Below are 21,085 nucleotides of genomic sequence, written 5' to 3'. Positions count from 1 at the left end.
TAAAATTACAACAATAATCAGCGGTTAGTGGTAAAACCGTTACCTGCTATATGCTGTATATGGTATTGTTCTTACTTTTTGCGTTTCTGTAGCTCTGCATGAAACAAAATTGGATCTTTACGCAGATACTAAGCGCCGTAAAGATTCAGCACGACGTTTTGCTGTAGGGTTATTAGGAGCAAATTTTAATGCTTCTTCATACATTTCCAACGCCTGAGCAGATAATTTTTTCTTCTCGTAAGCATGACCGAGATTATTCAAGGCTACTACGTAGTCAGGCTTTAATTTCAGCGCCTCTTTATACTGACGAATAGCTAAATCATATTGTTCTTGGGCGAAGTAAACATAACCCAATCCGTTGTAAACTGGGGCAATATTTTCTTCTCCTTCTTCCTCAGCAGCTTTGAGAGCTTTTTGAAATAGGGGTATGGCTTGGGTAAAAACTTTTTTTTCGGAATAAATACTGGCTAATTCGTAATATTCTTGGGCGGTACCTTTTTCTTTTGTTAATTTGGTTTTTAACTTAGAAAGAGAGTTTTCCAGTTTACGAGTTTTGAAAATCTCGCGAAAAACACTCACCGCTGCAAATGCGAGTAAAATGACGAAAATTGAGAGATAAACAAGGACTAGGTTATTATCCATTGGCTGAAATATAGACTATTAAATGTTTCTTCTTGATCTATTTTGTCAGTTGTTGGTTGTCATCTGTCAGTTGTTAATGTTTTCTCCTGACTATTACCCAATCCCCAATACTGTGTACGTTCTTTGAGCCAACCTGTAGCTATGTAACGGGCGATCGCTTCATTGACCGATCTTCTGAACTCATCGTACTGCAAACCCTTGGCCATAACTACAGATAAGGGTTCGGTTGATAACTGGCTAGGTAAGATGTGATATTGGGGATATTCTTGTACCCAACCGCTAAGAACGCTTTTATCAGCCGCAAAAGCATCAACCGCATTACTTTCTATTTTTTCTTGTGCTTGGACATACGAGTTAACGCCTATTAACTCAGCGGTTGGTATAAAATATTTTACATCAGAAATAGTGCTAGAGTGATTGAGTACAGCGATTTTACGTTTATTTAAATCTTGTAACTGATTTATAGAAGTATCTTTAGTAACTATTGCAGCGCCATCATAATAATAAGGAACACTGAAACTAACAATACGAGAACGTGATTCAGTGGCTGTCACGTTAGCAATAGCCAGGTCAACTTTATTTTCGACAATGACAGGTAAGCGATCGCTATTCAGGACAGGTTGAAATCTCACAGCATCTGGTTTACCCAGCAAATCACCTGCTAAACGCTTGGCTAAATCTATTTCTAAGCCTTGTAAATCACCGTTATCATTCCTGAATCCCAAAGGACGTAGATTATCTTTCACCGCCACAGTCAAATAACCACGCTTTTGAATTTCTGGGAGAGTTGCAGCAGATGCTATTAAATCTGTCCCCAGGGAAAAAAAGCACAAAATCAAAATCAAGGTAGCGGATAATACCAGATGTAACCGATTCATAGTAGACCTTCGCTTTGCTCCAATTAAAAATTCAATCAAAAATCCAAACAAGTTGATCATTTTTAATGTTGAACTTTTAATTTTCAATTCTCCGCAAGAGGCATCTGTTACATCCGTTATTCATCCGTCGTCACCTTTATTGGTTAATTAACCTTTAACAGAGTTTGCCAGTTCTGCAACTTTAGCAAAGCTTGCAGGGTCAAGAACTGCCAATTGTGCCAACATTTTGCGGTTAAGTTCAACGTTAGCTTTTTTGAGATTACCAATTAACTGGCTATAGCTCAAACCATTTTGTCTAGAAGCCGCATTAATACGAGTAATCCACAGACGGCGAAAATCACGTTTTTTCTTTTTGCGATCGCGGTAAGCACTGCGAAGCGCCTTCATCACCTGTTGGTTAGCGGTTCTAAACAGAGTTGAGTGAGAACCACGAAAACCTTTAGCTAATTTTAGAATCTTATTGCGGCGTTTACGAGCTACATTACCGCGTTTTACCCGGGTCATATCTTACTACCTGAAGGATGTTTTACAAATAAGGAAGCATCAAGCGCACATTGTCTGCATCGCGTTCATCAACAATTGCCATTTTAGACATATTGCGCTTTTTGTCAGCAGACTTGTGTTCAAGAAGGTGGTTTTTGAAAGCCTTGCGACGGACGATTTTACCTGTACCTGTGGCACGAAATCGCTTTGCCGCTGCTTTACGAGTTTTGAGTTTAGGCATGGGGATGGCTTTGATTCGACACAATCCATCATTATATACTAAGAAAACCTAATTTAAACAATTGAGAGTTAAATTTTTAAAGTTGTGCTGGCTTTTGGATCTAAAACGATGCGTGAGCCGGTTCGGTCTACATGATAAATCCAAGACGCTTTATTGACTCTCAAAACCACTTCCCAACCGTTAATAGGGTCAAACTGTTGAGTACAGACTTCACCAAAGTTGAACACACAACCATTACTGAAAGTTTTTTGTGTAGAACGAATGATTTTTATAGCACGAGTTTGTAAATTAGAACGTTTATAAGCATCACTCAAAACTTTTTGGGCGATTTTTTCTGGTAGTTGAGAACCCTTAGAGGTAGCAATTTTTGGGTCAAGAACGATTTGGGAACCGGATTTATCTACATGATAAGTCCAAGATTCTCCTTTTAACTTGACAATTAGTTCCCAACCTTCTACGGGGTCAAACAATTGAGTACAGACTTCACCAAAATTAAACACACAAGAATTACTGAAAGTTTCTGTTGTAGAGCGAGTAATTTTGATAGCACTATTTGGTAAACCAGAACGGCTAGATGCATCTTGGATCACTTTATCAGCAATGCTTTCAGGCAGTTGGGAAACATCAGATATATTAATTTTAGGGTCAATCACAATTTGCGAAGATTGACTAACATGATAAGTCCAAGATTGTTCTTTCACCTTGACAACGACCACCCAACCTTGAATAGGTCTGTATTCCTTAGTACAAACTTCCTTAAACTCAAACATACAACGATTTCCAAAGGTTGTGGGTGTGACTTGAGAAATTTTCAAATCAGCCATTTTCACCCCAGAACGCAGGGAAGCATCCCGTAGCACAGCCGTAGAAATGTCTCTAGGTAAGGTATTTTGGGCGATTTGTATCTGTTCAGATCCGGGAATAGCTACAGATGTATTATTGTTAGCAACATCCACTCCACAAGCCAGCAGACTGCTTAAGACAAGAGTTAAAACAACGGATTGAGATAATTTAGCGTTATTTTTCAGATGAAATAACATAGATATTTTTTCCAGCTTTTGAGATAGATACAAACTTATTTACTATTTTTATCCTGATTTTGTTCCCGATATGGATAATTGGTAATTGGTATAAGTTACTTTATTTTTTATTTTCTATTGGTGTTTTTTTGCTGGCAATCTCTGTCGTCTGCATCTGGATAGACAATACAATAATCTTTATTGATACTATCCAGCAATTTTTTATTTTCTTGGATCAGTACATTAAATTCAGCAGAAAGTTTAACTGATTGCGCTATCAAATTCTGACATTCATTCAAATCAGGTTTAGCTTTTTTGACACATTCTTCGGTTTGTGCGGTAATTTTCTCGATTTCGGCTTTTTTCTGATTCGTCTGTTGCCTAAGTTGTTCGGATTGCTTAAAAGAATTTTCTAGACGTTCTCTTATTGGTCGCTTGGCTTTTTCTAAAGCTTGTTCTGCTTGATATTGGCGATATTGATATATATTGCCAAGGATACCGAGTAAGATCAACAACCAAGATAGATAGGGAAGATATTTTTTAACTCGTGATTTGATGTCCATAAAGTGAATTAACAATTAACAATTCAATCTACTGGAACTGGCGTTTTAATGCTGCAAACACAGGACAAGGGGCTGAAGCTTGTAAATTATCGGGTTTGTTCCAAGTAAAAGGTGCTTGTTGAGCCGCAGACATCCATAAAAGTTTTTTTGCTCTGGTCATAGCCACATACAATAGACGGTATTCTTCGGCCATTTTGAGGTATTTGGCTTGTTCCCAAGCTTGGCTGACATTGGGTATTGCAGCTGTTTGGTGATGAAGTCCAGCACGAATTTGGGCGCGTGCTACTTCTGATAAGGTAAAATCGCCTAAAAATTGGCTTTGGGGTGGAACCCAAAATTTACCAGGAATTAAGTTTTCATGCAAAAACGGTAGAAAAACATAATCCCAGTCCAACCCTTTGGCTTTGTGCATGGTGATAATTGTTAGTTGTCCTGTTTTGGTATATTGTGCTTCTGAATTTTCTGTGTCTACTGGTTCAAAGCGTTCAGAATTGACGATTTCACTTAAAGCCGACAGCATTGAACCCATAGAATTATTACCCCAATTTTGCAGGTTTACCCGTTCTGCAAGTTTGTCAGCGGTGGCTAATTCGGCTTGGTCGTAATTTAAGGTTAAGGCTAAAAACGGAATAATTTGATATATGGGTAGTTCTAAACGGGCATGAAGTAAACTGCGACACAAATGAGCCGCTTTTTGTACTATCTCTGTTTGAGGAGTGGCTAGGGGTCCAGGATATAAAAATTCTTCTGGGATACTGGCTAGGGAGTTGATGTCTTGGGTGGGAATTAGTTGACGTTGTACTAAAACCTGGAGGGTGGCTTTTAAATAATCAGGGGAATGGGGGCGATCGCAAAATTGCAATAATGATAAAATTTCTTGTGGAACATGAGAACGTCTTTCCATTTCTCCCACATCATAAAGTCTAATTTGATGTGCTTGACAAATAGGTTCTAAAGCCGATGTTAACCATCTCCCTTGACGGTTTTCCCTGACTAATACAGCCGCACAGGAATCAGGATTTTGAGTAAATAATTCAATTACTCTCTGGGAAAGCAACTCAACTGTATGATGAATATCACGAGGGCTGTACAATTCCAGACCTTGACCAACTGGTGCAGGATTAGCATTTGGTTGGGGGTCGTCCATATTAACAGCCGCAATTTTCTGGGAAAGAAATGGTGTTTGTTCGTTGTTAGTTGTGGTTGACCATTGACTATTTACCCACTCCAACGCAAAGTTAGCCGCATCAATAATAATTTTGCTACTGCGACCAGCTTGATTCATTGTTGCCAGTCGTTGATTAAGATCACAATTTTTACAAAACTCCCGAAAATAAATCGGGTCAGCAGGTGTAAAAGTTGAATTAATCGCCTGATTAGGATCACCAACTCTGACTAAATTGAGTCTTGATTGATCTGTAGAGACGTTGTATACAACGTCTCTACCAACAGAATTTTTCGCTTCCCCATCTACTTCACCAGCTAATATTTCTAAAAGCTGCGTTTGTAGTGGGCTAGAATCTTGGGCTTCATCTTCAAAAACTGCGAAAATTTGATTTTGTTCAATCCGTCTGGCGCTAGGATTTTCTAACACGCGCAAAGCGGCTAAAATCATATCATCGTAGTCAATGAAATCTTGGGAAGCCATTAATTTTTGATATTGTTCATACAATCCCGCCGCAACTTGTAAAATTTGATAGGTATCTTGGGTTTTTTGACTCCATTTATAAAGTGTTTCCGGTAATATTCCCGAACTTTTAGCTTCGTGAATCACTGTATAAGCTAAGTCTGGTAATACTTCTGTACGTAGCACTGACTGACGACGCAGCTTTTCTGTTTCTTCACCGTCAAATTTTTGACCTTCTAATAAGCGTCGATAAAGTTCAGGATGTTTTGTAATCCATTGTTCTACAGCTGCGCGGATGAAGCGATGAGTTTGATTAGGGGTGATTAATGTGACGTTTTCTAACTGCAACCCGGATAAATCAGGATGACGATTGGCTATATTTAAGGCTAAACCGTGGAGGGTATAAACAACAAAGCCTGTTTGTGGTAAGGATAGTTCTTTAAGTTGGTCGCGGATTTTTAATTTTAGGTTAGCAGCAGCAGAACGGGTAAAGGTGACAACTACTAACTGACGGCGATAACTATTACCTGTAGATAGGGAATATTGATATTGACGGGCTATTGCTATGGCCGCAGCAGCAGCCATTCCTGTAGATTTACCAGCACCTGGGACAGCAGATACAGCCAATGGGCCAGATTCCCAATCAGCCATTTGCTTTTGTCCAGGTCGCAGACTATGACGAATTTTGTCAATATTTTTTTGTAACTTAGCTGCTGGTGATAGCTGAATATCTTCTATTTCCAGGCTGTCTTGATTGACTATAACCGCAAAATTATCTTTTGACATATTAAAATTTTGACTTTTATTTTAATTATGACAGTAGAGAAATGAACAATATTGATTTATGATTTATCTTTGATTAATGTTCAATACTTGTTAGTTCAGAGGGGAAGGGACAAATTCAAACCTTAATGATCAATCGCAAACTATATCTACATTATCTGGGTTTAACTGGTGTTATTACACTGGGGGCTATTTTGCGCTTTTGGCATTTGGACTTGAAACCCCTGTGGTTAGATGAAATAATTACTGCTATTTTTAGTTTTGGTAAAAATTACCGTGATTTACCTTTATATGTAGTTTTTCCTCTCCACCAGCTACAGGAAGTTTTTACTTTTCAGCCTGGGGTTAGCTGTTCTCAAATTGCCGAAAATCTGGCCAGTTATTCTACCCATCCACCGCTGTTTTTCTGTGGTATGTACAGCTGGCTGGGATGGTTAAATCCTTTGGGTACAACAGATTGGGTAACAAAGTTGCGATCGCTCTCTGTTTTATTTGGTGTGGCTGCTATCATGGCCATTTATGGTGTTAATAGTATTGCCTTTTCTCCCGCTGCTGGCATCCTTGCCGCATTGTTCATGGCTTTATCCCCTTTTGCTGTGTATCTTTCTCAAGAAGCAAGGCACTACACTTTACCTATGCTTTTGATAATTTTATCATTATTCTTGCTCATTAAAATTCAGCAAGATATTTTTACCAAGCAGCGTGTTAGATTTGGTGTTTGGTTATTATGGTCAATTATTAATAGTCTTGGTCTTTATATTCACTACTTTTTTAGTATTGCTTTTAGTGCTGAAATTGCCACACTGTTACTAATAATTTATTACGGCAGAACCAAAATTATTAACCTGCGTCAAATTTGTTTATATTTAATTATCTCTACTTGCGGCGTTATTATTAGTTATATTCCTTGGCTATTGGCAGTATTCAGCCGTTTTCGCAGTTCAGATACTAATTGGTTGCCATCTCCTCATCATCTTGAACCCATATATCACACTTTGATTAATTGGGCATTAATGATCATTTCTCTCCCTGTAGAAAATCAACCTATAGGAATTGTGGTTATTTGTGGATTTTTAATGGTGGTGTTTACAATTTGGGTGGGAATACAAGTTTTTGCAAGTTTAAAATTACTATGGTCACAAAGTACAACTCATTTATCTACATTAATTCTTTTGAGTTTTACTTTTTTGGTTTTATTTCAATTTTTCATTATTGCATATTTACTAGGTAAAGATATTACGCTTGTGCCGCGTTATAGTTTTGTTTATTATCCTGGTTTTTGCGCCCTTTTAGCTGCAAGTTTAGAAAAAATCAGAACTACCAAATTCATTTTTTTAATAGTAGGTATTATTAGTTGTATTTTTGTTGTTAATAATTTATCCTTTCAAAAACCTTTTTTACCTGACATAGTTGCTAAAAATATGAATTTAGAAGCTGATATTCCCTTGATGTTGGTAATAAAGTACGACAATTATCAAGATGTAGCAGCAGGATTAAGTTTTGCTTTAGCATTGGAAAAACTAAGAAATCATGAAATTCAAAACGAATTCAATACATTAAATAAGGATAGTTTAGCTTTTGTATATAAATCTGCTGATTTATCCTCTCTTGGTAACAAAGTTACTAAATTTTATCAATTCCATAAGTCTCGGTTTAATGTATGGTTTGTAGGCTCAGGAATGAGAAAAAAAGATTACGCTGCTCAGTTAACAATTGCTGGGCAAATCAATTGTGATATAGAATCTACCCAGCATTATCGTATTGGTCAATTTCCCTATCAGCTTTATCGGTGTGAAAAGAGGGAACAGGTGACAGGTGACAGGTGACAGTAACAAGGGAATAGGGAATAGAAGAAGTAGTTCAATTACCAATCACCCATTACCAATATTTATTCGTCAATCTGCCAAGAGTCTTTGGTAAATTCTTCATCGAGAACTTTTTTAGGACGTAAAATGATGATTATTTTTCCTAATAAAGTGTTTTCTGGTGCTGTTTCAAACCATTGAAAATCAACTTCTCCAGAATTGTCAAATGCAAAGTAACTAGATGCATCCCATTCTCTTTGGGCGCGATCTATGACGACTATAACTGGTTCTACTTTGGTTTGTGTGGGGTTTGGGAAAATATCACTACTGGCAACAATTACTACTGGGTCTTCTGCTGACTGTAATACTTGCCAACCTGGTAAACTTACCCAAGCTTGTTCTCCGGCAAATTTGACAATGCGAAATGGTTCAATTTCTGTAATTATGGGTACGGAACGTACATCTTTTGGTGTTAATGGCAACTCACCCACCACAGGGACAATTCTGGGTAAGTCTTCATCAGATTCTAGACGGAAAAAGGGGAGAATGGGGGCTGGACGTTGGGCAACTACGGTAAAATCAGTAAGTAGTTGTTCGATTTGTTTTCTGGCTGTGGGTGAATTAACAAAACGTAACCCCTTAGCAATTAAACGCGATCGCTCTTGTAAGTCGGAGTTTTGTCTGGCTAATTTCCAAGCCTGATAAGCTACTGCATCCCCAGGATGCTTGGTAAAACCTTGTGGTGGTGTAGAGAAGCGAGAGAAATCTTTAATCGCTTTGGCTATCTCCCGCGCATCGTCTACGTCGAGTTTATGGAGAAAAATCAGGTCTGCGGCTGCGGCTCGATCTTCTTGAGTCAGTAAGCGTAGTTCGTAGAGAATGTCACTAGCTCTTGTCCCGTAGTATGCCCTTGTTGCTTCAGATGCGCCAAACTTTTCTAAAGCACTGTAAACTTGAGAACCAACAATCACTTGATTCTGTTGGATTGGCTCAAATCCAGTGGCTTCAAAGATGTCTTGGGGATTGTAACCATTTTTTTGGAGGTAGGCGATCGCCATCCCCCATTCTACCCAGTTACCTTGTTTTTGTCTTAACTTGACTAATAATTCTTGTGCTGTATCGTTAACAGTATGATCAGTATCTTGAGAGTTGGATTGTAATTCAGTCATAATTCTGATTTGTAAGCGTCAACTTAATATGGTGATAGTAATTTTTGCAGTTATGGACTTGGCTGCTGGCATCAGCTTTTAGTCTTTACTCCAGACTCTGATCTTATCTATCAAGGTGTAATTAAAATATGTTACATCTTAATCTGTGAAGCAAATCTTATTTTAATCTCTTAATGCCCACACAAAATTAATCCCTAGACAGAAAGGAAAAACCGCCAAATCCTATACAAATCTATATATCCAGCAACTCTACTAGTGAGGTTCTCTACATCCTACAGCCTATCCCCTATCCCCAGCTGATTGACATCAGTTGTCTACTCTATGTTGAATCACTGACAACAAAGATTTTCAACTCAGCCTTGTATGGAATATAACAAAATTGTGAAGATGATATAAAGCAAAATATGAATAACCCTAATGTCGAAGTTGATACAATTAGCCGTCCATTAAGTACCCGTGAACGGAATCAAAAGCTGAAAATCCTCGTAGTTGATGATGAACAAGATAATCTAGATTTGCTGTATCGCACCTTTCGCCGCGATTTTAATGTCCTCAAGGCTGATAGTGGTTTCAATGCGCTGCAACTGTTGGAAACAGAAGGTGAGGTAGCGGTAATTATCTCTGACCAGCGGATGCCAGAAATGAAAGGAACTGAATTTCTGAGCCGAACTGTACCACAATTTCCTGATACAGTCAGAATTATTCTTACTGGCTTTACTGATATTGAAGATTTGGTAGAGGCTATTAATGCTGGTCAAGTTTTCAAGTACATTACCAAACCTTGGGACTCTGGAGAACTGAAAGAAGTGGTGCAAAGAGCAGCAGCAACTTATGATTTACTAAAGCAACGCACAGAAGAGTTGCGCCGAGCTAATTCCCAAATGCAACTTTTGACTGTTTTAGTGGAAGTAACGCAAGCTGCGTCTAGTTTAGAAGCAACTCTAATTCCTATCGCTAAAGCCTTTAGTGAAACTTTTACTGCTGATGGCTGTATTGTACAACTTATAGAAGGAAATAATCTGACTCAAACTCAAGGGGCTTACAGTGATAAAGGAGTAATTGAAAATTGGCTCTTTGAAGATCCACTAGCCAAAAAAGCGATCGCCACGGGTGAAATTCAATCCTCCTTAAATATACCCAAAGACCCTGAACTCAACGGTCTTGCTCACTACCAAGCAACTGGAGTACAAGCACATTTAATTATCCCGATTATTTATCGACAGCAAATGTTGGGAGTATTATCACTACAGTGGCAACAACCTTGTTCTTTAAGAGCAGATGAACTGAAACTCATACATCTGTCAGTAGAATTAATAGCGATCGCCTTATCGAGTAGTTATAGGGGTATAGGGGTGTAAGCGTTTAGGGTGTGGAGAGGAAAAAATTCCAAATTCTACAGCCTCCGACTCCCGTAAATAATACACAATTAACTAACGTCTGTCTTCTGTCTGTTCCCTGTTCCCTGTTCCCTCTTATTCATGACTAACGAAATTCGTGACATTTTTAACCGTATTGCTCCCGTATATGACCAATTAAACGATTGGTTAAGTTTGGGACAACACCGGATATGGAAAGAAATGACCGTCAAATGGAGTGCAGCGAAACCAGGAGATACTTGCTTGGATTTGTGTTGTGGTAGTGGTGATTTAACTTTTCGACTAGCGCGATATGTAGGAATGACTGGAAAAGTATATGGTGTAGACTTTTCTTGTAACTTACTGGAAACTGCTCAACAGCGTTGCCAAATATATTACCCCCAACCAGCTATAGACTGGATAGAAGCTGATGTCCTAAACCTACCCTTTGAAAACAATCAATTTGATGCGATCACCATGGGCTATGGGTTGAGAAATGTTAAAGATATACCCCGTAGTCTTCAAGAAATACATCGTGTCCTCAAACCTGGTGGGAAAGCAGCAATATTAGACTTTCATCGCCCTGATAATCGCATATTTCGGGCTTTTCAGCAGTGGTATTTAGATAACCTGGTTGTTCCCCTAGCAACGAATTTGGGTGTCAAGGAAGAATATGCTTATATCAGTCCCAGCTTAGACCGCTTCCCCACAGGTAGACAGCAAGTGGAAATAGCTCATCAAGCGGGTTTTGCTAACGCCACACACTATCCCATCTCTAACGGTATGATGGGAGTGTTGGTAATTGGTAATGGGTAATGGGTAATTGGTAATTAGTAAAAGTATTTCCGAGTCCCCAGTCCCCAGTCCCCAATCCCCAGTCCTTTGTCCCTTATCCTTTTTTCCTAATCCAAAACACTGTGGATTGGTCTCATCTTTGGCTTTATGTATCACCCCCAATTCTGGGTGGAGTTATTGGCTATTTCACAAATGATATAGCCATAAAAATGCTATTTCGTCCTTATCGACCTATCTATATTCTTGGTCGAAGGGTGCCTTTTACTCCTGGATTAATACCTGCTAATCAGGAGCGTTTGGCGAAAAATATTTCTAATACCATTATGGGATCGTTGTTAACGCCAGACGAATTACAAAAGCTGGCGCGGCGACTCCTACAAACAGAACGAGTCCAAGGTGCGATTTCCTGGTTATTACAGTTAGCAGTTGAACAAATTCAAGGTGATAAAAATCAGAAAAGTATCAAAATTGTAGCGGGAATTCTACGGGATTTGTTGGGAGAATCCTTACCTCGGTTACTGAAGGTTTTGGCTCGTCAAGAGAATTTTTTAGAAGCGCAAATTAACCAGATTTTTGACCAAATATTACTAGAATTTCAACTAAGTGAAGAACAATCTACACGCTTGGCTGATTGGTTGTTACAAGTAGTTTTACCACCGGATGCGTTAAGACAAGCAATAGTTGATTTTTTAACAGACCGCACAATTCAAACTATTGATGATAGCTTCCGAGAAAAAACTAGTGGTACTTACTGGGTAGTTGCAAATCTGTTTGGTTTACGTAATACTTTAACTAGATTAAGGACATTTTGTTTAGATGAAAAAGAGGCTACTAATAAGCGATTGCAAGAATTAATTCAAGATTTGCAAATGCGCGATCGCCTCAAAAAATTATTACAAGATTTATCTTTACAAAACTTACCAGTTGGCACAGTCCGTCAACTTAGAAAAACCACCAGGGAAAGTGTTCATCATTACCTCCAAAATAGTGGTAGCACTTTGTTACAGGAATTAACGGAATCAGCAGACTGGGAAAATATTGCGAGTTTGTTATTAAAGCGTCTTGGTAATTCATCTGTTATTGGTACTTCTTTGGAAGTAGTGTCTCAAGAATTAGCTTTAATTTTAGAACGGTATTTAGAAAAAGATTTAGAAGCAATTGTCTCACAAGTAATCCCTATTTTGTCTATAGATCAAGTGATTATTGAGCGTGTAAAAGCAACTTCTCCTGCTGATTTAGAAGCCGGAATTGAAGGAATTGTTAAAAATGAATTACAAGCGATTGTGACTTTAGGTGGAATTTTGGGTTTTGTCGTCGGGTTGATGCAAGTAGGATTTCTATTTTTGAGCCGATATTAAGTAAATTGAGAGAATGGTAAGCATTAAGCCGTCAGCCATCAGCAAGAAAGAAGAAAACCATCAATTTTCAACTCTGTCACCTGTCACCTGTCACCTGTCACCTTGCACCTACTACAATTCAGAAAGATCCCGGCCAAGGCGAGGTGGGAGCGTCAGCGTCAACTGTCGATAAATGATCTGTAGAATAGTCTTGTGCTGAACCTATATTTACATCTTCATAAACTACTAACTTATTCAGATCCTCTAAAACTTGGTATGCCGAATTATATCGCTGTTGATGATCATCCAAAACCATTTTATTAATAATTGCTGCTAATTCTTCGCTCACTATTGCTTTGTCAAGCCATTTTACTTCTCCATTGGCATCTCTTTCTAATTCATGAGGAGATATACCAGTTAAGGCTTTAATAGCAATCATCCCCACAGCATAAATATCACTATTATATTTAGGACGACCGAAACATTGTTCATTAGGGGCATAACCTCTTGTCCCAATACCGATGGTAAAAGCGGTTGACTCAAAATTTTCGGTGATTTGGGTGCTAACTTCTTTAACAGCACCAAAGTCAATTAATACTAGTTTCCAATCGGAGTGACGACGGATAATATTGTTAGGTTTAATATCTCGGTGAATTACTCCATTCTCATGAACAAATCGTAATATTTGCAATAATTCTTTTAGCAGCGAGATTGTTAAGTTTTCTGTGATACACTTACCTGAGATTAATTCCTGGTTTAAAGGATGTCCTAGTATATACTCTTGGATTAAATAAAATTCTTCGTCTTCTTCAAAATATGCTAAAAGCTGAGGAATTTGGTTATGTGTTCCCAATTTTTCCAAAGTTTTCGCTTCTGCACCAAATAAACGCCTAGCAAGTGCTAAATTTTCTGATTTTGTGGTGGCTGGTTTTAGTTGCTTGACAACGCATTGAGGATTACCAGGACGTTGTATATCTTCTGCAATGTAAGTTTCACTAAATCCTCCTGCACCAAGAACTTTGATAATTTTGTATCGTCCGGCTAAAATTTTACCGTTCAATGCTAAATCCCTTTGTTGTATTAGGTCTTGCAGGTCATCTTGTTGATTAATAATTTCCTGAATCACAGGAGAAGATTTATATTTTTGAAAAATTAGTAATAAGTTATGTTTGTTGATTTTTTCCCTAGCTACTTCAGTGCCTAAATAAGAGAGTCCAGTTAAGGCGATCGCTATGATTGGTATTGTAGTAGGAAACATCAATTTACCATAAATAAAGCTGGTATAGCTAATTCCTCCCCACACACCAGCTAAGGCAATACTTAATAAAAATCGCTGGATACCCTGTTTTCTTCTCGTTACTACTATAGATGAACCACTTACCAACAGCAGTACAAATAGCCCTCGCCATAATGGACTTTTAATGCCTGTGGCAATGGATTTATTGTCCATTAAGGTGGCGATCGCATTGGCGTGAATTTCTACACCAGCCATTCTTTCGTTTGGTGAAATCGCTACTGGATGATAATCATTGCTTAATTTCGCTGTAGCGCCAATTAGCACGATCTTATTTTGGAAGAACTGTCCTTGTTGCAAATAATTATTCCAGTTTTCTGGATCAAACACATACCACAAAGGAATTGTCTTGAATGTCTCCCCATTCCCCCAAAAATAAATGCGATCGCCCCTGGGTTGGGAATAATTCACTTGTGCGGCTGCTAAAACAGCTTCCTCAAAAGAGGGCATTTTTGAATTAAAAACAGTGCTTGGCGCTGACAAAGACGAAAATTCACTGGATAAGCGATGAATTTTACCATCTACCTCCAGGGGAAAATTGACTGCACCTATTGACACCCCCCCAAAACGAAAAATAGGCTGTGGTTGGGTTAATTGCTGAAATGAACCTTGATGTGTCGTAAAATTTTCATACACTGCCGCTAAGGTAACTTTTCTACCATATTTTTGCAATGCTGCCTGTAATTGACGATCATCAGCTTCACCATAGCTACTTGGTTGATCAAAAACTATATCTAAAGCCACCGAACGCGCACCAGCATTAATTAACTTAGTTATTACCTGAGCATAAGCTGCACGTTGATAAGGAAAGGATTTTATTGGTTTTAAGTAGGCATACTGTTGAGGATCAGTCTTATAATACTGTTCAGGAATGGAGATAGATTGATCATCAATCGCCAAAATCACAATATCCTGTGGAGCTACTACCGTTCCACGCATTTGAAAAAAAGTAGTCACAGCTTGATTTTCTAGCAATTGCACCCTACTTCCATTAACCCCACTTAGTATTGCTGCCAAAAATGCAGAAATTCCAGTAAGTAGATGACCAAAACGCACCATCAGTTTAGACTGGTGTAATGGTGTTGTTAAACTCCCCTTTGTTAACTTACTTAAATGGCTCTTGGCAGCAGAGAGTGATTTGTCGGCTAAAGTGGGTGTAGGTTCTTCTGCCATATTGAGTTACTCGTTAATTTCAGTACAATACTGTGATTTGTTTACAAGCTGTGTTCTAGGCAACATTCTAAATAGCAATCAAACTTAAATGAGAATCTTATACATTTATCAAGTATGCTTCAATTATTACCGAAAATACATCAGTATATTTGCCTTTCAGGATTTCCTATCCAAATACAGACGAACTTTCTATCTCACGCAATATCTATCTGTAATTCTTGCATACATATTATCTAGAGGCTCTTCACCCAAGCATTTGACCGAAAACAGGGTGTAGGGTTGTAGGGAAAGATAGTTTGTCCCACACCCTAAAAGGTGCAAGCCTATCAATATTAATGGTGGAGAAGATAGAAATGTAGCTCCAGACGTGCAGTACCAGAAATACATATTCCTAATTTGAAACCTTTGATTTTAATGATGGGGTTTCCTACACCCTACACCCTCCTACACCCAATACCCTACCCCCTTTCATTAAGGTGAGTGTCTTTCCTGCATCCAGTAGTATGGCTTATACCACTCTTTGCTATCAAAAGTAAGATTATTTTTTCCCATCTCCCCTACTCGTTGGTAAAAAGCGTCCCAAACTTCTCATGACCACAACTAAATGTTATAACCAGTAACTTGGGTCTTTAATGGGTATCAGTATGGATCTTACCGCCAGCCTATACCATACCTCTTTAGGAGTAAACTTGATTGATATACAGATCAGAGTCCTGTTACTAAGTCAATTTTATTGGTAGATTTTGATCACAGCGGATTTGAGAAAGATTTGGAGGTTAGTAACTAGCTAATTATTTAATTGCTATCACTAACCATATCTGAACTAATGCTAAATAGCGTCAGATAGTGGGATAATCACAAGTATCAGTTTTACCAAAAATTGCCCAATCAAATTATCATGATGCTCATCTGGGTAAAAACCGAACTTAAATTAAATCACCAACAGCGCACAATGTTAGCCAAAACAGCAGACCAAACCAAAGTTACAAGTATCACAAATTTAATGTTTTAGCCAATTTTATGCTTTGACAGAGGTAAGATAAAAGCTATACATGAAAACCACCTTATAGACATTAGCAACCTTGCCAATTAAGAATTGCTATGATCTATTGTTCAATTTTACATTCTTATCTATTATTTAGGTGTAAATTTCTATGGGTTCTATGATGAATCGTCTGTCTATTTTTGTAGACGGAAACAATATGTTCTATGCTCAACAAAAAAATGGCTGGTTTTTTGACCCGCGACGAGTATTAGAATATTTCAAAAATGAGCAGCCAGAGACAACATTAATTAATGCTTTTTGGTACACAGGCTTAAAAGATCCACAAGATCAGCGCGGTTTTAGAGATGCACTCATTAGTTTGGGATATACAGTCCGCACTAAAATTCTCAAAGAATACTATGATGATGTCTCTGGTCGTTACTCGCAAAAAGCAAATTTAGATATTGAAATTGTTGTCGATATGTTTAATACGGTAGACCAATACGACCGAGTTGTTTTATTCAGCGGTGACGGAGATTTTGAGAGAGCGATCGAACTATTACGTTCAAAGAATACGCATATTACAGTTGTATCGACAGAAGGAATGATAGCCAGAGAATTACGTAATGCTACTGATAGGTATATAGACTTGAATGATATTAGAGACCAAATAGAAAAAACTGAAGCTTAGTAAAATTAACAATTATTTACAAAGCCAAGAGTTAAATCAAGGAACTCTTAACAGGGAACAGTAAAAAGGTTGATAACTGAATAACTGTTAAAAAATAAAGTTCAAGGTATTCTTAGTCCACAATTTCAAGCTAAAACAACCCAAAAAAATGAGCAATCAAGCAGACAGAATTATCATATTTGATACGACACTGCGAGATGGAGAACAGTGTCCAGGTGCGACTTTAAACATAGATGAAAAGCTAATTATTGCTAAACAGTTAGCGCGTTTGGGTGTAGATATAATTGAAGCAGGATTTGCTTTTGCTAGTCCAGGTGATTTTGAAGCAGTCCAGAAAATTGCCCAAACAGTAGGAACGGAAAATGGCCCTGTGATTTGTAGTTTGGCCAGAGCTAGGCATGATGATATCAAAGCCGCAGCAGAAGCGATTAAACCGGCAGCTAAGGGCAGAATTCATACTTTTATTGCCACTTCTGATATTCACCTGCAATATAAGCTGAAAAAAACCAAACCAGAAGTGATTGCTATTGCTGAGGAAATGGTAGCTTATGCCAAAAGTTTCACTGATGATGTGGAATTTTCTCCTGAAGATGCGGGACGATCTGATCCAGAATTTTTGTATCAGGTTTTGGAGAGAGCGATCGCAGCTGGTGCAACAACAGTTAACATTCCTGACACCGTAGGTTACACCACCCCCAGCGAATTTGGGGCGATCATTAAAGGCATTACAGAAAACGTCCCCAACATCGACAAAGCCATTATTTCCGTCCACGGCCATAATGATTTAGGTCTAGCTGTGGCCAACTTCTTAGAAGCCGTGAAAAATGGCGCAAGGCAACTAGAATGTACCATCAATGGTATTGGTGAACGAGCAGGAAACGCTGCACTAGAAGAATTAGTAATGGCACTGCACGTCCGTCGGCAATATTTTAACCCCTTCTTTGGTAGATCGGCTGATTCCCAAGAATCATTAACTAATATTGACACCAAACAAATTTATAAAACTTCACGTTTGGTTTCCAACTTGACAGGAATGTTGGTACAACCGAATAAGGCGATCGTTGGAGCAAATGCCTTTGCACACGAGTCAGGCATTCATCAAGACGGAGTTTTGAAAAACAAACTCACCTATGAGATAATGGATGCCCAATTGATTGGTTTAACAGACAATCAAATCGTCTTGGGTAAACATTCCGGTAGAAACGCCTTCCGCACTCGTTTAAAAGAATTGGGCTTTGAATTGTCTGAAAATGAGTTAAATAAAGCCTTCGTTCGATTCAAAGAAGTAGCAGACAAAAAGAAAGAAATCTCAGATTGGGATTTGGAAGCGATCGTTAACGACGAAATCCAACAAGCACCCGATTTATTTAAAGTAGAATTGGTACAGGTTTCCTGTGGTAGCAACGCTCAACCCACCGCTACAGTCACTCTCCGCACTCCCAACGGTGAAGAATTAACCGATGCAGCGATCGGTACAGGTCCAGTTGATGCAGTTTATAAAGCCATCAACCGAGTAGTGAATGTACCAAATGAGTTAATTGAATTTTCTGTGCAATCAGTTACAGGTGGAATTGATGCTTTAGGCGAAGTGACGATTCGCTTGCGTTATGAATCCCGTGTATTTTCTGGTCATGCAGCCAATACAGATATCATTGTGGCATCGGCTCAGGCTTATGTAAATGCACTTAATAGGCTGTATGCTGCATTGGAACAACAAGCCAAAGAAGAAGTAACAGCTTAGTCATAGAGTGGGTTAGTTATTTAGCTAACCCATTTGTAACAATTCCAGTACATAAATTAATATATATTTTTATTTCAATTTTTTGTTTTAGAACTGCTCACATATACCAATATGTAGTATAAAATATTCAAATTTTATCATCATAATTATATAAACACCAATGTTGGATAAAAACTTTGAGAATATTGATTTTGAAGGTATTGATTCTCAATTAAATATTAATAGTTTCAATTTTCCTACTTTTGAAGATTACATCAAATTTATCCTTAAATATACATTTGGGTTAGCAGGTATAACTTTAAAAGAAGTTAATTGTCAACAAGATTTTATTCATTATCAAGATGATCTATATTCTATTCAGTTGGAGTTAAAACCATTATTTTACCGAGGACATTGCTGTAATAAAAACATCCAATACACTGAGGGTTTACCATATTACCATAAACATAAAAATCGTATTCATCGTAAGGAGTGGCATGAAAAAAAAGATAATTTTGTAAAAGATATTAAAAGAATGATTCTCTCAATTTTAAGTATTGATAATAACAATAGGATTTTAGGTCTTGTTACTAAAACAAACTTTGAAAAAGGATATGGTTTTCTCAGGACTTACAATTGTTACAATAATTTTTTCTCTATAAATAAAATTCCAGATAATATTAAAAATCTTATCAAGCCAGGATGTTTATTAAAGTTTCGACAACGACACAATCCTATCAGGATCAAAAGTTTTGAATATGTTGAAGCTATAGACTTTGACTCCCAATATATTAAGTACGCTAGTATGATACCTTTGATTGAATTACCAGGATTTAACAATAAACTTGAAAAAATAATATTTTTGATTAAACATACTCAAAATATGGAATTGCAATTAAAGTATACTAAAGATATAGCACCAATTTTGTTTAATTTGCTTCAATATAGGAAACAAAATGAGTACATTGGCAAGAATTATATTGGTAAATGGGATAACCAAAGTAGAATTTTATCTTTACTAAATAAAAACACATCAAAAATTAAAATGTTAGCTCAAAAAAACGATTATTTTTTTGATAATTGGAATGGTATATATTTAACAGAACCATTTGAATATCTCAGTAAAGATGATATTGTAAACTTTCAAGAAATTAAAATTTACTTAGAAAATAAAGGTGTTAATTTTTCTCAAGTTTAGAAAAAATTTGTTTATTTATAATTTACGATTAATAAAATGAAAATACAACAACTTGAACTTCAAAATTTTCGATGCTTTGAGCATAAAGTTTTTGAGTTTTCCGATCAATTTAACGTTATTATCGGTGATAATGGTACTGGTAAAACTTCATTTTGTGACGCACTAAGATTGATAATTGGAGTATTGATATATCATCTTCCTGAAATTAGAGAGAACACATCTCATAATAAAAGTATAATCCAAAATTCAGATATTAGACAAGTTAGAAATCAGACAATTGAATTAAAATTTCCTGTCACATTATTTTGTAAATCTATAATTAATGATGTTCAAATTGAATGGTCTACTGCTTATATAAATTCAAGAATAAATCCTAGAAGCCAATCTCCAAATATTCTCCAATATGCAGATTCTCTAAGAGAAAAAGTGAACAATTCTCAAAACGTCAACCTTCCTTTAGTAGCATATTATGGAACAGGTAGGCTTTGGATCGATCAACAGGATGATCAAAAGTTAGAGGATATGAGAAATTCACCAACAAGACAATCCCGTTTTTGGGGATACACAGAGTGTTTTGATCCTAGATCAAGTTTAATTCTGAATTGGTTTCGATTTGAAATTATATTCGGGGAAGGATCTGTAATAACTCATCCAGCAATTTTAAATGCTTTATCTGCTTGTCAAATAGATAATTGGATTGACCTAAAATACGATGATCGTGAAGATAATTTAGTTGTTAGATCCCTGGATGGAAATTCCCAAATTTTTAATAAACTCAGCGATGGTGTAAGAAATATGGTTGGCATGGTTGCCGATATTGCCTATCGTGCAGCAGTTTTAAATCCTCAACTTGGTAGTGAAGCTGCGCGACTAACACCAGGTATTGTATTAATTGATGAAATTGATTTACACTTACATCCTAAATGGCAACGTCGAGTAGTTGAAGATTTAAAAAGAACATTTCCTAAGATTCAATTTTTCGCTACTACCCATTCACCATTAATTATTCAATCATTAAGAGAGGGAGAATTAATTGATCTAAATAATCCCGATTTAATCCCAGCAGCAGAATATGAAAATAAGTATCAGGAATATATTACAGAATATATTATGCACACGCCTAATACAAATAGAAATGAACGATATGAACAGATGATGAAAACGGCTGAAAGATATTATCAAATGTTAGAAAATGCTAATAATTATTCTTCTGAAGAATTGGAAAATTTAAAATCACAACTAGATGAATTAATAGAACCATATAGTAATGATATTGCCTATCATGCTTTTTTGAAAATGAAGCGTTTAGCAAAATTAGGAGAATAAT

General features: G+C 37.2%; 17 protein-coding genes. 8 read left to right on the top strand and 9 right to left on the bottom strand.

Annotated elements, in window-relative coordinates; all coding sequences use genetic code 11:
• Window positions 1–117: 117 nt before the first annotated feature.
• The 7 genes from ACLLO5_RS00680 to ACLLO5_RS00650 all read right to left on the bottom strand — a co-directional run bounded on the left by ACLLO5_RS00680 (window position 118) and on the right by ACLLO5_RS00650 (window position 6,239).
• Window positions 118–642 carry a tetratricopeptide repeat protein gene (locus tag ACLLO5_RS00680; RefSeq protein WP_413173579.1) on the bottom strand — a complete coding sequence of 175 codons (525 nt, stop codon included), beginning with the start codon at window positions 640–642 and terminating at the stop codon, window positions 118–120.
• Window positions 643–701: 59 nt separating this feature from the next.
• A complete protein-coding gene (locus ACLLO5_RS00675) occupies window positions 702–1,520 on the bottom strand; it encodes a transporter substrate-binding domain-containing protein (RefSeq protein ID WP_413173578.1) in 819 nt (272 codons plus the stop codon).
• Between the two features lie 147 nt (window positions 1,521–1,667).
• Window positions 1,668–2,024 (bottom strand): 50S ribosomal protein L20, encoded by a 357-nt coding sequence (rplT, locus tag ACLLO5_RS00670; protein ID WP_413173577.1) that lies wholly within the window; start codon window positions 2,022–2,024, stop codon window positions 1,668–1,670.
• Window positions 2,025–2,046: 22 nt separating this feature from the next.
• Entirely contained in the window at window positions 2,047–2,244 is a 198-nt protein-coding gene (gene rpmI, locus ACLLO5_RS00665) for a 50S ribosomal protein L35 (protein ID WP_413176206.1), read from the bottom strand.
• Between the two features lie 68 nt (window positions 2,245–2,312).
• Complete coding sequence (locus ACLLO5_RS00660) at window positions 2,313–3,284, bottom strand: hypothetical protein (RefSeq protein WP_413173576.1); 972 nt, start codon at window positions 3,282–3,284, stop codon at window positions 2,313–2,315.
• A 107-nt stretch (window positions 3,285–3,391) separates the two neighbouring features.
• Window positions 3,392–3,826 carry a hypothetical protein gene (locus tag ACLLO5_RS00655; RefSeq protein ID WP_413173575.1) on the bottom strand — a complete coding sequence of 145 codons (435 nt, stop codon included), beginning with the start codon at window positions 3,824–3,826 and terminating at the stop codon, window positions 3,392–3,394.
• Window positions 3,827–3,854: 28 nt separating this feature from the next.
• Window positions 3,855–6,239 carry an ATP-dependent helicase gene (locus ACLLO5_RS00650; protein WP_413173574.1) on the bottom strand — a complete coding sequence of 795 codons (2,385 nt, stop codon included), beginning with the start codon at window positions 6,237–6,239 and terminating at the stop codon, window positions 3,855–3,857.
• Window positions 6,240–6,364: 125 nt separating this feature from the next.
• On the opposite strand from ACLLO5_RS00650, the gene ACLLO5_RS00645 reads away from it, so the two are divergent.
• Window positions 6,365–8,062, top strand: a complete 1,698-nt coding sequence (locus tag ACLLO5_RS00645) for a hypothetical protein (protein ID WP_413173573.1) — start codon at window positions 6,365–6,367, stop codon at window positions 8,060–8,062.
• A gap of 62 nt (window positions 8,063–8,124) precedes the next feature.
• On the opposite strand, the gene ACLLO5_RS00640 is transcribed toward ACLLO5_RS00645, so the two are convergent.
• Window positions 8,125–9,210 carry a RuBisCO accumulation factor 1 gene (locus ACLLO5_RS00640; protein WP_413173572.1) on the bottom strand — a complete coding sequence of 362 codons (1,086 nt, stop codon included), beginning with the start codon at window positions 9,208–9,210 and terminating at the stop codon, window positions 8,125–8,127.
• A gap of 404 nt (window positions 9,211–9,614) precedes the next feature.
• Here ACLLO5_RS00640 and ACLLO5_RS00635 point away from each other — a divergent pair, with 404 nt between their 5' ends.
• From ACLLO5_RS00635 to ACLLO5_RS00625, 3 genes are all read left to right on the top strand, one after another.
• Window positions 9,615–10,568, top strand: coding sequence for a response regulator (locus tag ACLLO5_RS00635; RefSeq protein ID WP_413173571.1), 954 nt, complete (start codon window positions 9,615–9,617; stop codon window positions 10,566–10,568).
• Between the two features lie 120 nt (window positions 10,569–10,688).
• On the top strand, window positions 10,689–11,381 hold the full coding sequence (gene ubiE / locus ACLLO5_RS00630; protein WP_413173570.1) for a bifunctional demethylmenaquinone methyltransferase/2-methoxy-6-polyprenyl-1,4-benzoquinol methylase UbiE: 693 nt from the start codon (window positions 10,689–10,691) through the stop codon (window positions 11,379–11,381).
• A gap of 101 nt (window positions 11,382–11,482) precedes the next feature.
• Window positions 11,483–12,718, top strand: coding sequence for a DUF445 domain-containing protein (locus ACLLO5_RS00625; RefSeq protein ID WP_413173569.1), 1,236 nt, complete (start codon window positions 11,483–11,485; stop codon window positions 12,716–12,718).
• A gap of 118 nt (window positions 12,719–12,836) precedes the next feature.
• Here the strand turns inward: ACLLO5_RS00625 and ACLLO5_RS00620 are convergent, their stop codons facing one another.
• A complete protein-coding gene (locus tag ACLLO5_RS00620) occupies window positions 12,837–15,164 on the bottom strand; it encodes a CHASE2 domain-containing protein (protein ID WP_413173568.1) in 2,328 nt (775 codons plus the stop codon).
• A 1,154-nt stretch (window positions 15,165–16,318) separates the two neighbouring features.
• Here ACLLO5_RS00620 and ACLLO5_RS00615 point away from each other — a divergent pair.
• From ACLLO5_RS00615 to ACLLO5_RS00600, 4 genes are all read left to right on the top strand, one after another.
• Entirely contained in the window at window positions 16,319–16,840 is a 522-nt protein-coding gene (locus tag ACLLO5_RS00615) for an NYN domain-containing protein (RefSeq protein WP_013192686.1), read from the top strand.
• 148 nt (window positions 16,841–16,988) lie between these two features.
• The gene (locus tag ACLLO5_RS00610) at window positions 16,989–18,581 is read left to right on the top strand and encodes a 2-isopropylmalate synthase (protein ID WP_413173567.1); all 1,593 of its coding nucleotides are present in this window, start codon (window positions 16,989–16,991) and stop codon (window positions 18,579–18,581) included.
• A 160-nt stretch (window positions 18,582–18,741) separates the two neighbouring features.
• On the top strand, window positions 18,742–19,758 hold the full coding sequence (locus tag ACLLO5_RS00605) for a hypothetical protein (protein ID WP_413173566.1): 1,017 nt from the start codon (window positions 18,742–18,744) through the stop codon (window positions 19,756–19,758).
• Between the two features lie 36 nt (window positions 19,759–19,794).
• Window positions 19,795–21,084, top strand: coding sequence for an AAA family ATPase (locus ACLLO5_RS00600; protein WP_413173565.1), 1,290 nt, complete (start codon window positions 19,795–19,797; stop codon window positions 21,082–21,084).
• The last annotated feature ends 1 nt before the right edge of the window (window position 21,085 follow it).

The organism is Anabaena azotica SJ-1 (assembly GCF_047275885.1).
In the GTDB taxonomy this organism is placed as follows: domain Bacteria; phylum Cyanobacteriota; class Cyanobacteriia; order Cyanobacteriales; family Nostocaceae; genus Trichormus_B; species Trichormus_B azotica_A.
The sequence above is the reverse complement of the archived record's forward strand: the minus strand, read 5'-3'. Positions and strand labels throughout refer to the sequence as shown.

Excerpts from the sequence above, each read along its gene's own strand:
- ACLLO5_RS00675 (WP_413173578.1), bottom strand. The coding sequence starts at position 1,520 with ATGAATCGGTTACATCTGGTATTATCCGCTACCTTGATTTTGATTTTG.
- ACLLO5_RS00650 (WP_413173574.1), bottom strand. The coding sequence starts at position 6,239 with ATGTCAAAAGATAATTTTGCGGTTATAGTCAATCAAGACAGCCTGGAA.
- ACLLO5_RS00640 (WP_413173572.1), bottom strand. The coding sequence starts at position 9,210 with ATGACTGAATTACAATCCAACTCTCAAGATACTGATCATACTGTTAAC.
- ACLLO5_RS00680 (WP_413173579.1), bottom strand. The coding sequence starts at position 642 with ATGGATAATAACCTAGTCCTTGTTTATCTCTCAATTTTCGTCATTTTA.
- ACLLO5_RS00615 (WP_013192686.1), top strand. The coding sequence starts at position 16,319 with ATGGGTTCTATGATGAATCGTCTGTCTATTTTTGTAGACGGAAACAAT.
- ACLLO5_RS00645 (WP_413173573.1), top strand. The coding sequence starts at position 6,365 with ATGATCAATCGCAAACTATATCTACATTATCTGGGTTTAACTGGTGTT.
- ACLLO5_RS00635 (WP_413173571.1), top strand. The coding sequence starts at position 9,615 with ATGAATAACCCTAATGTCGAAGTTGATACAATTAGCCGTCCATTAAGT.
- ACLLO5_RS00605 (WP_413173566.1), top strand. The coding sequence starts at position 18,742 with ATGTTGGATAAAAACTTTGAGAATATTGATTTTGAAGGTATTGATTCT.
- ACLLO5_RS00600 (WP_413173565.1), top strand. The coding sequence starts at position 19,795 with ATGAAAATACAACAACTTGAACTTCAAAATTTTCGATGCTTTGAGCAT.
- ACLLO5_RS00655 (WP_413173575.1), bottom strand. The coding sequence starts at position 3,826 with ATGGACATCAAATCACGAGTTAAAAAATATCTTCCCTATCTATCTTGG.
- ACLLO5_RS00610 (WP_413173567.1), top strand. The coding sequence starts at position 16,989 with ATGAGCAATCAAGCAGACAGAATTATCATATTTGATACGACACTGCGA.
- ubiE (WP_413173570.1), top strand. The coding sequence starts at position 10,689 with ATGACTAACGAAATTCGTGACATTTTTAACCGTATTGCTCCCGTATAT.
- ACLLO5_RS00620 (WP_413173568.1), bottom strand. The coding sequence starts at position 15,164 with ATGGCAGAAGAACCTACACCCACTTTAGCCGACAAATCACTCTCTGCT.
- rplT (WP_413173577.1), bottom strand. The coding sequence starts at position 2,024 with ATGACCCGGGTAAAACGCGGTAATGTAGCTCGTAAACGCCGCAATAAG.
- ACLLO5_RS00660 (WP_413173576.1), bottom strand. The coding sequence starts at position 3,284 with ATGTTATTTCATCTGAAAAATAACGCTAAATTATCTCAATCCGTTGTT.
- rpmI (WP_413176206.1), bottom strand. The coding sequence starts at position 2,244 with ATGCCTAAACTCAAAACTCGTAAAGCAGCGGCAAAGCGATTTCGTGCC.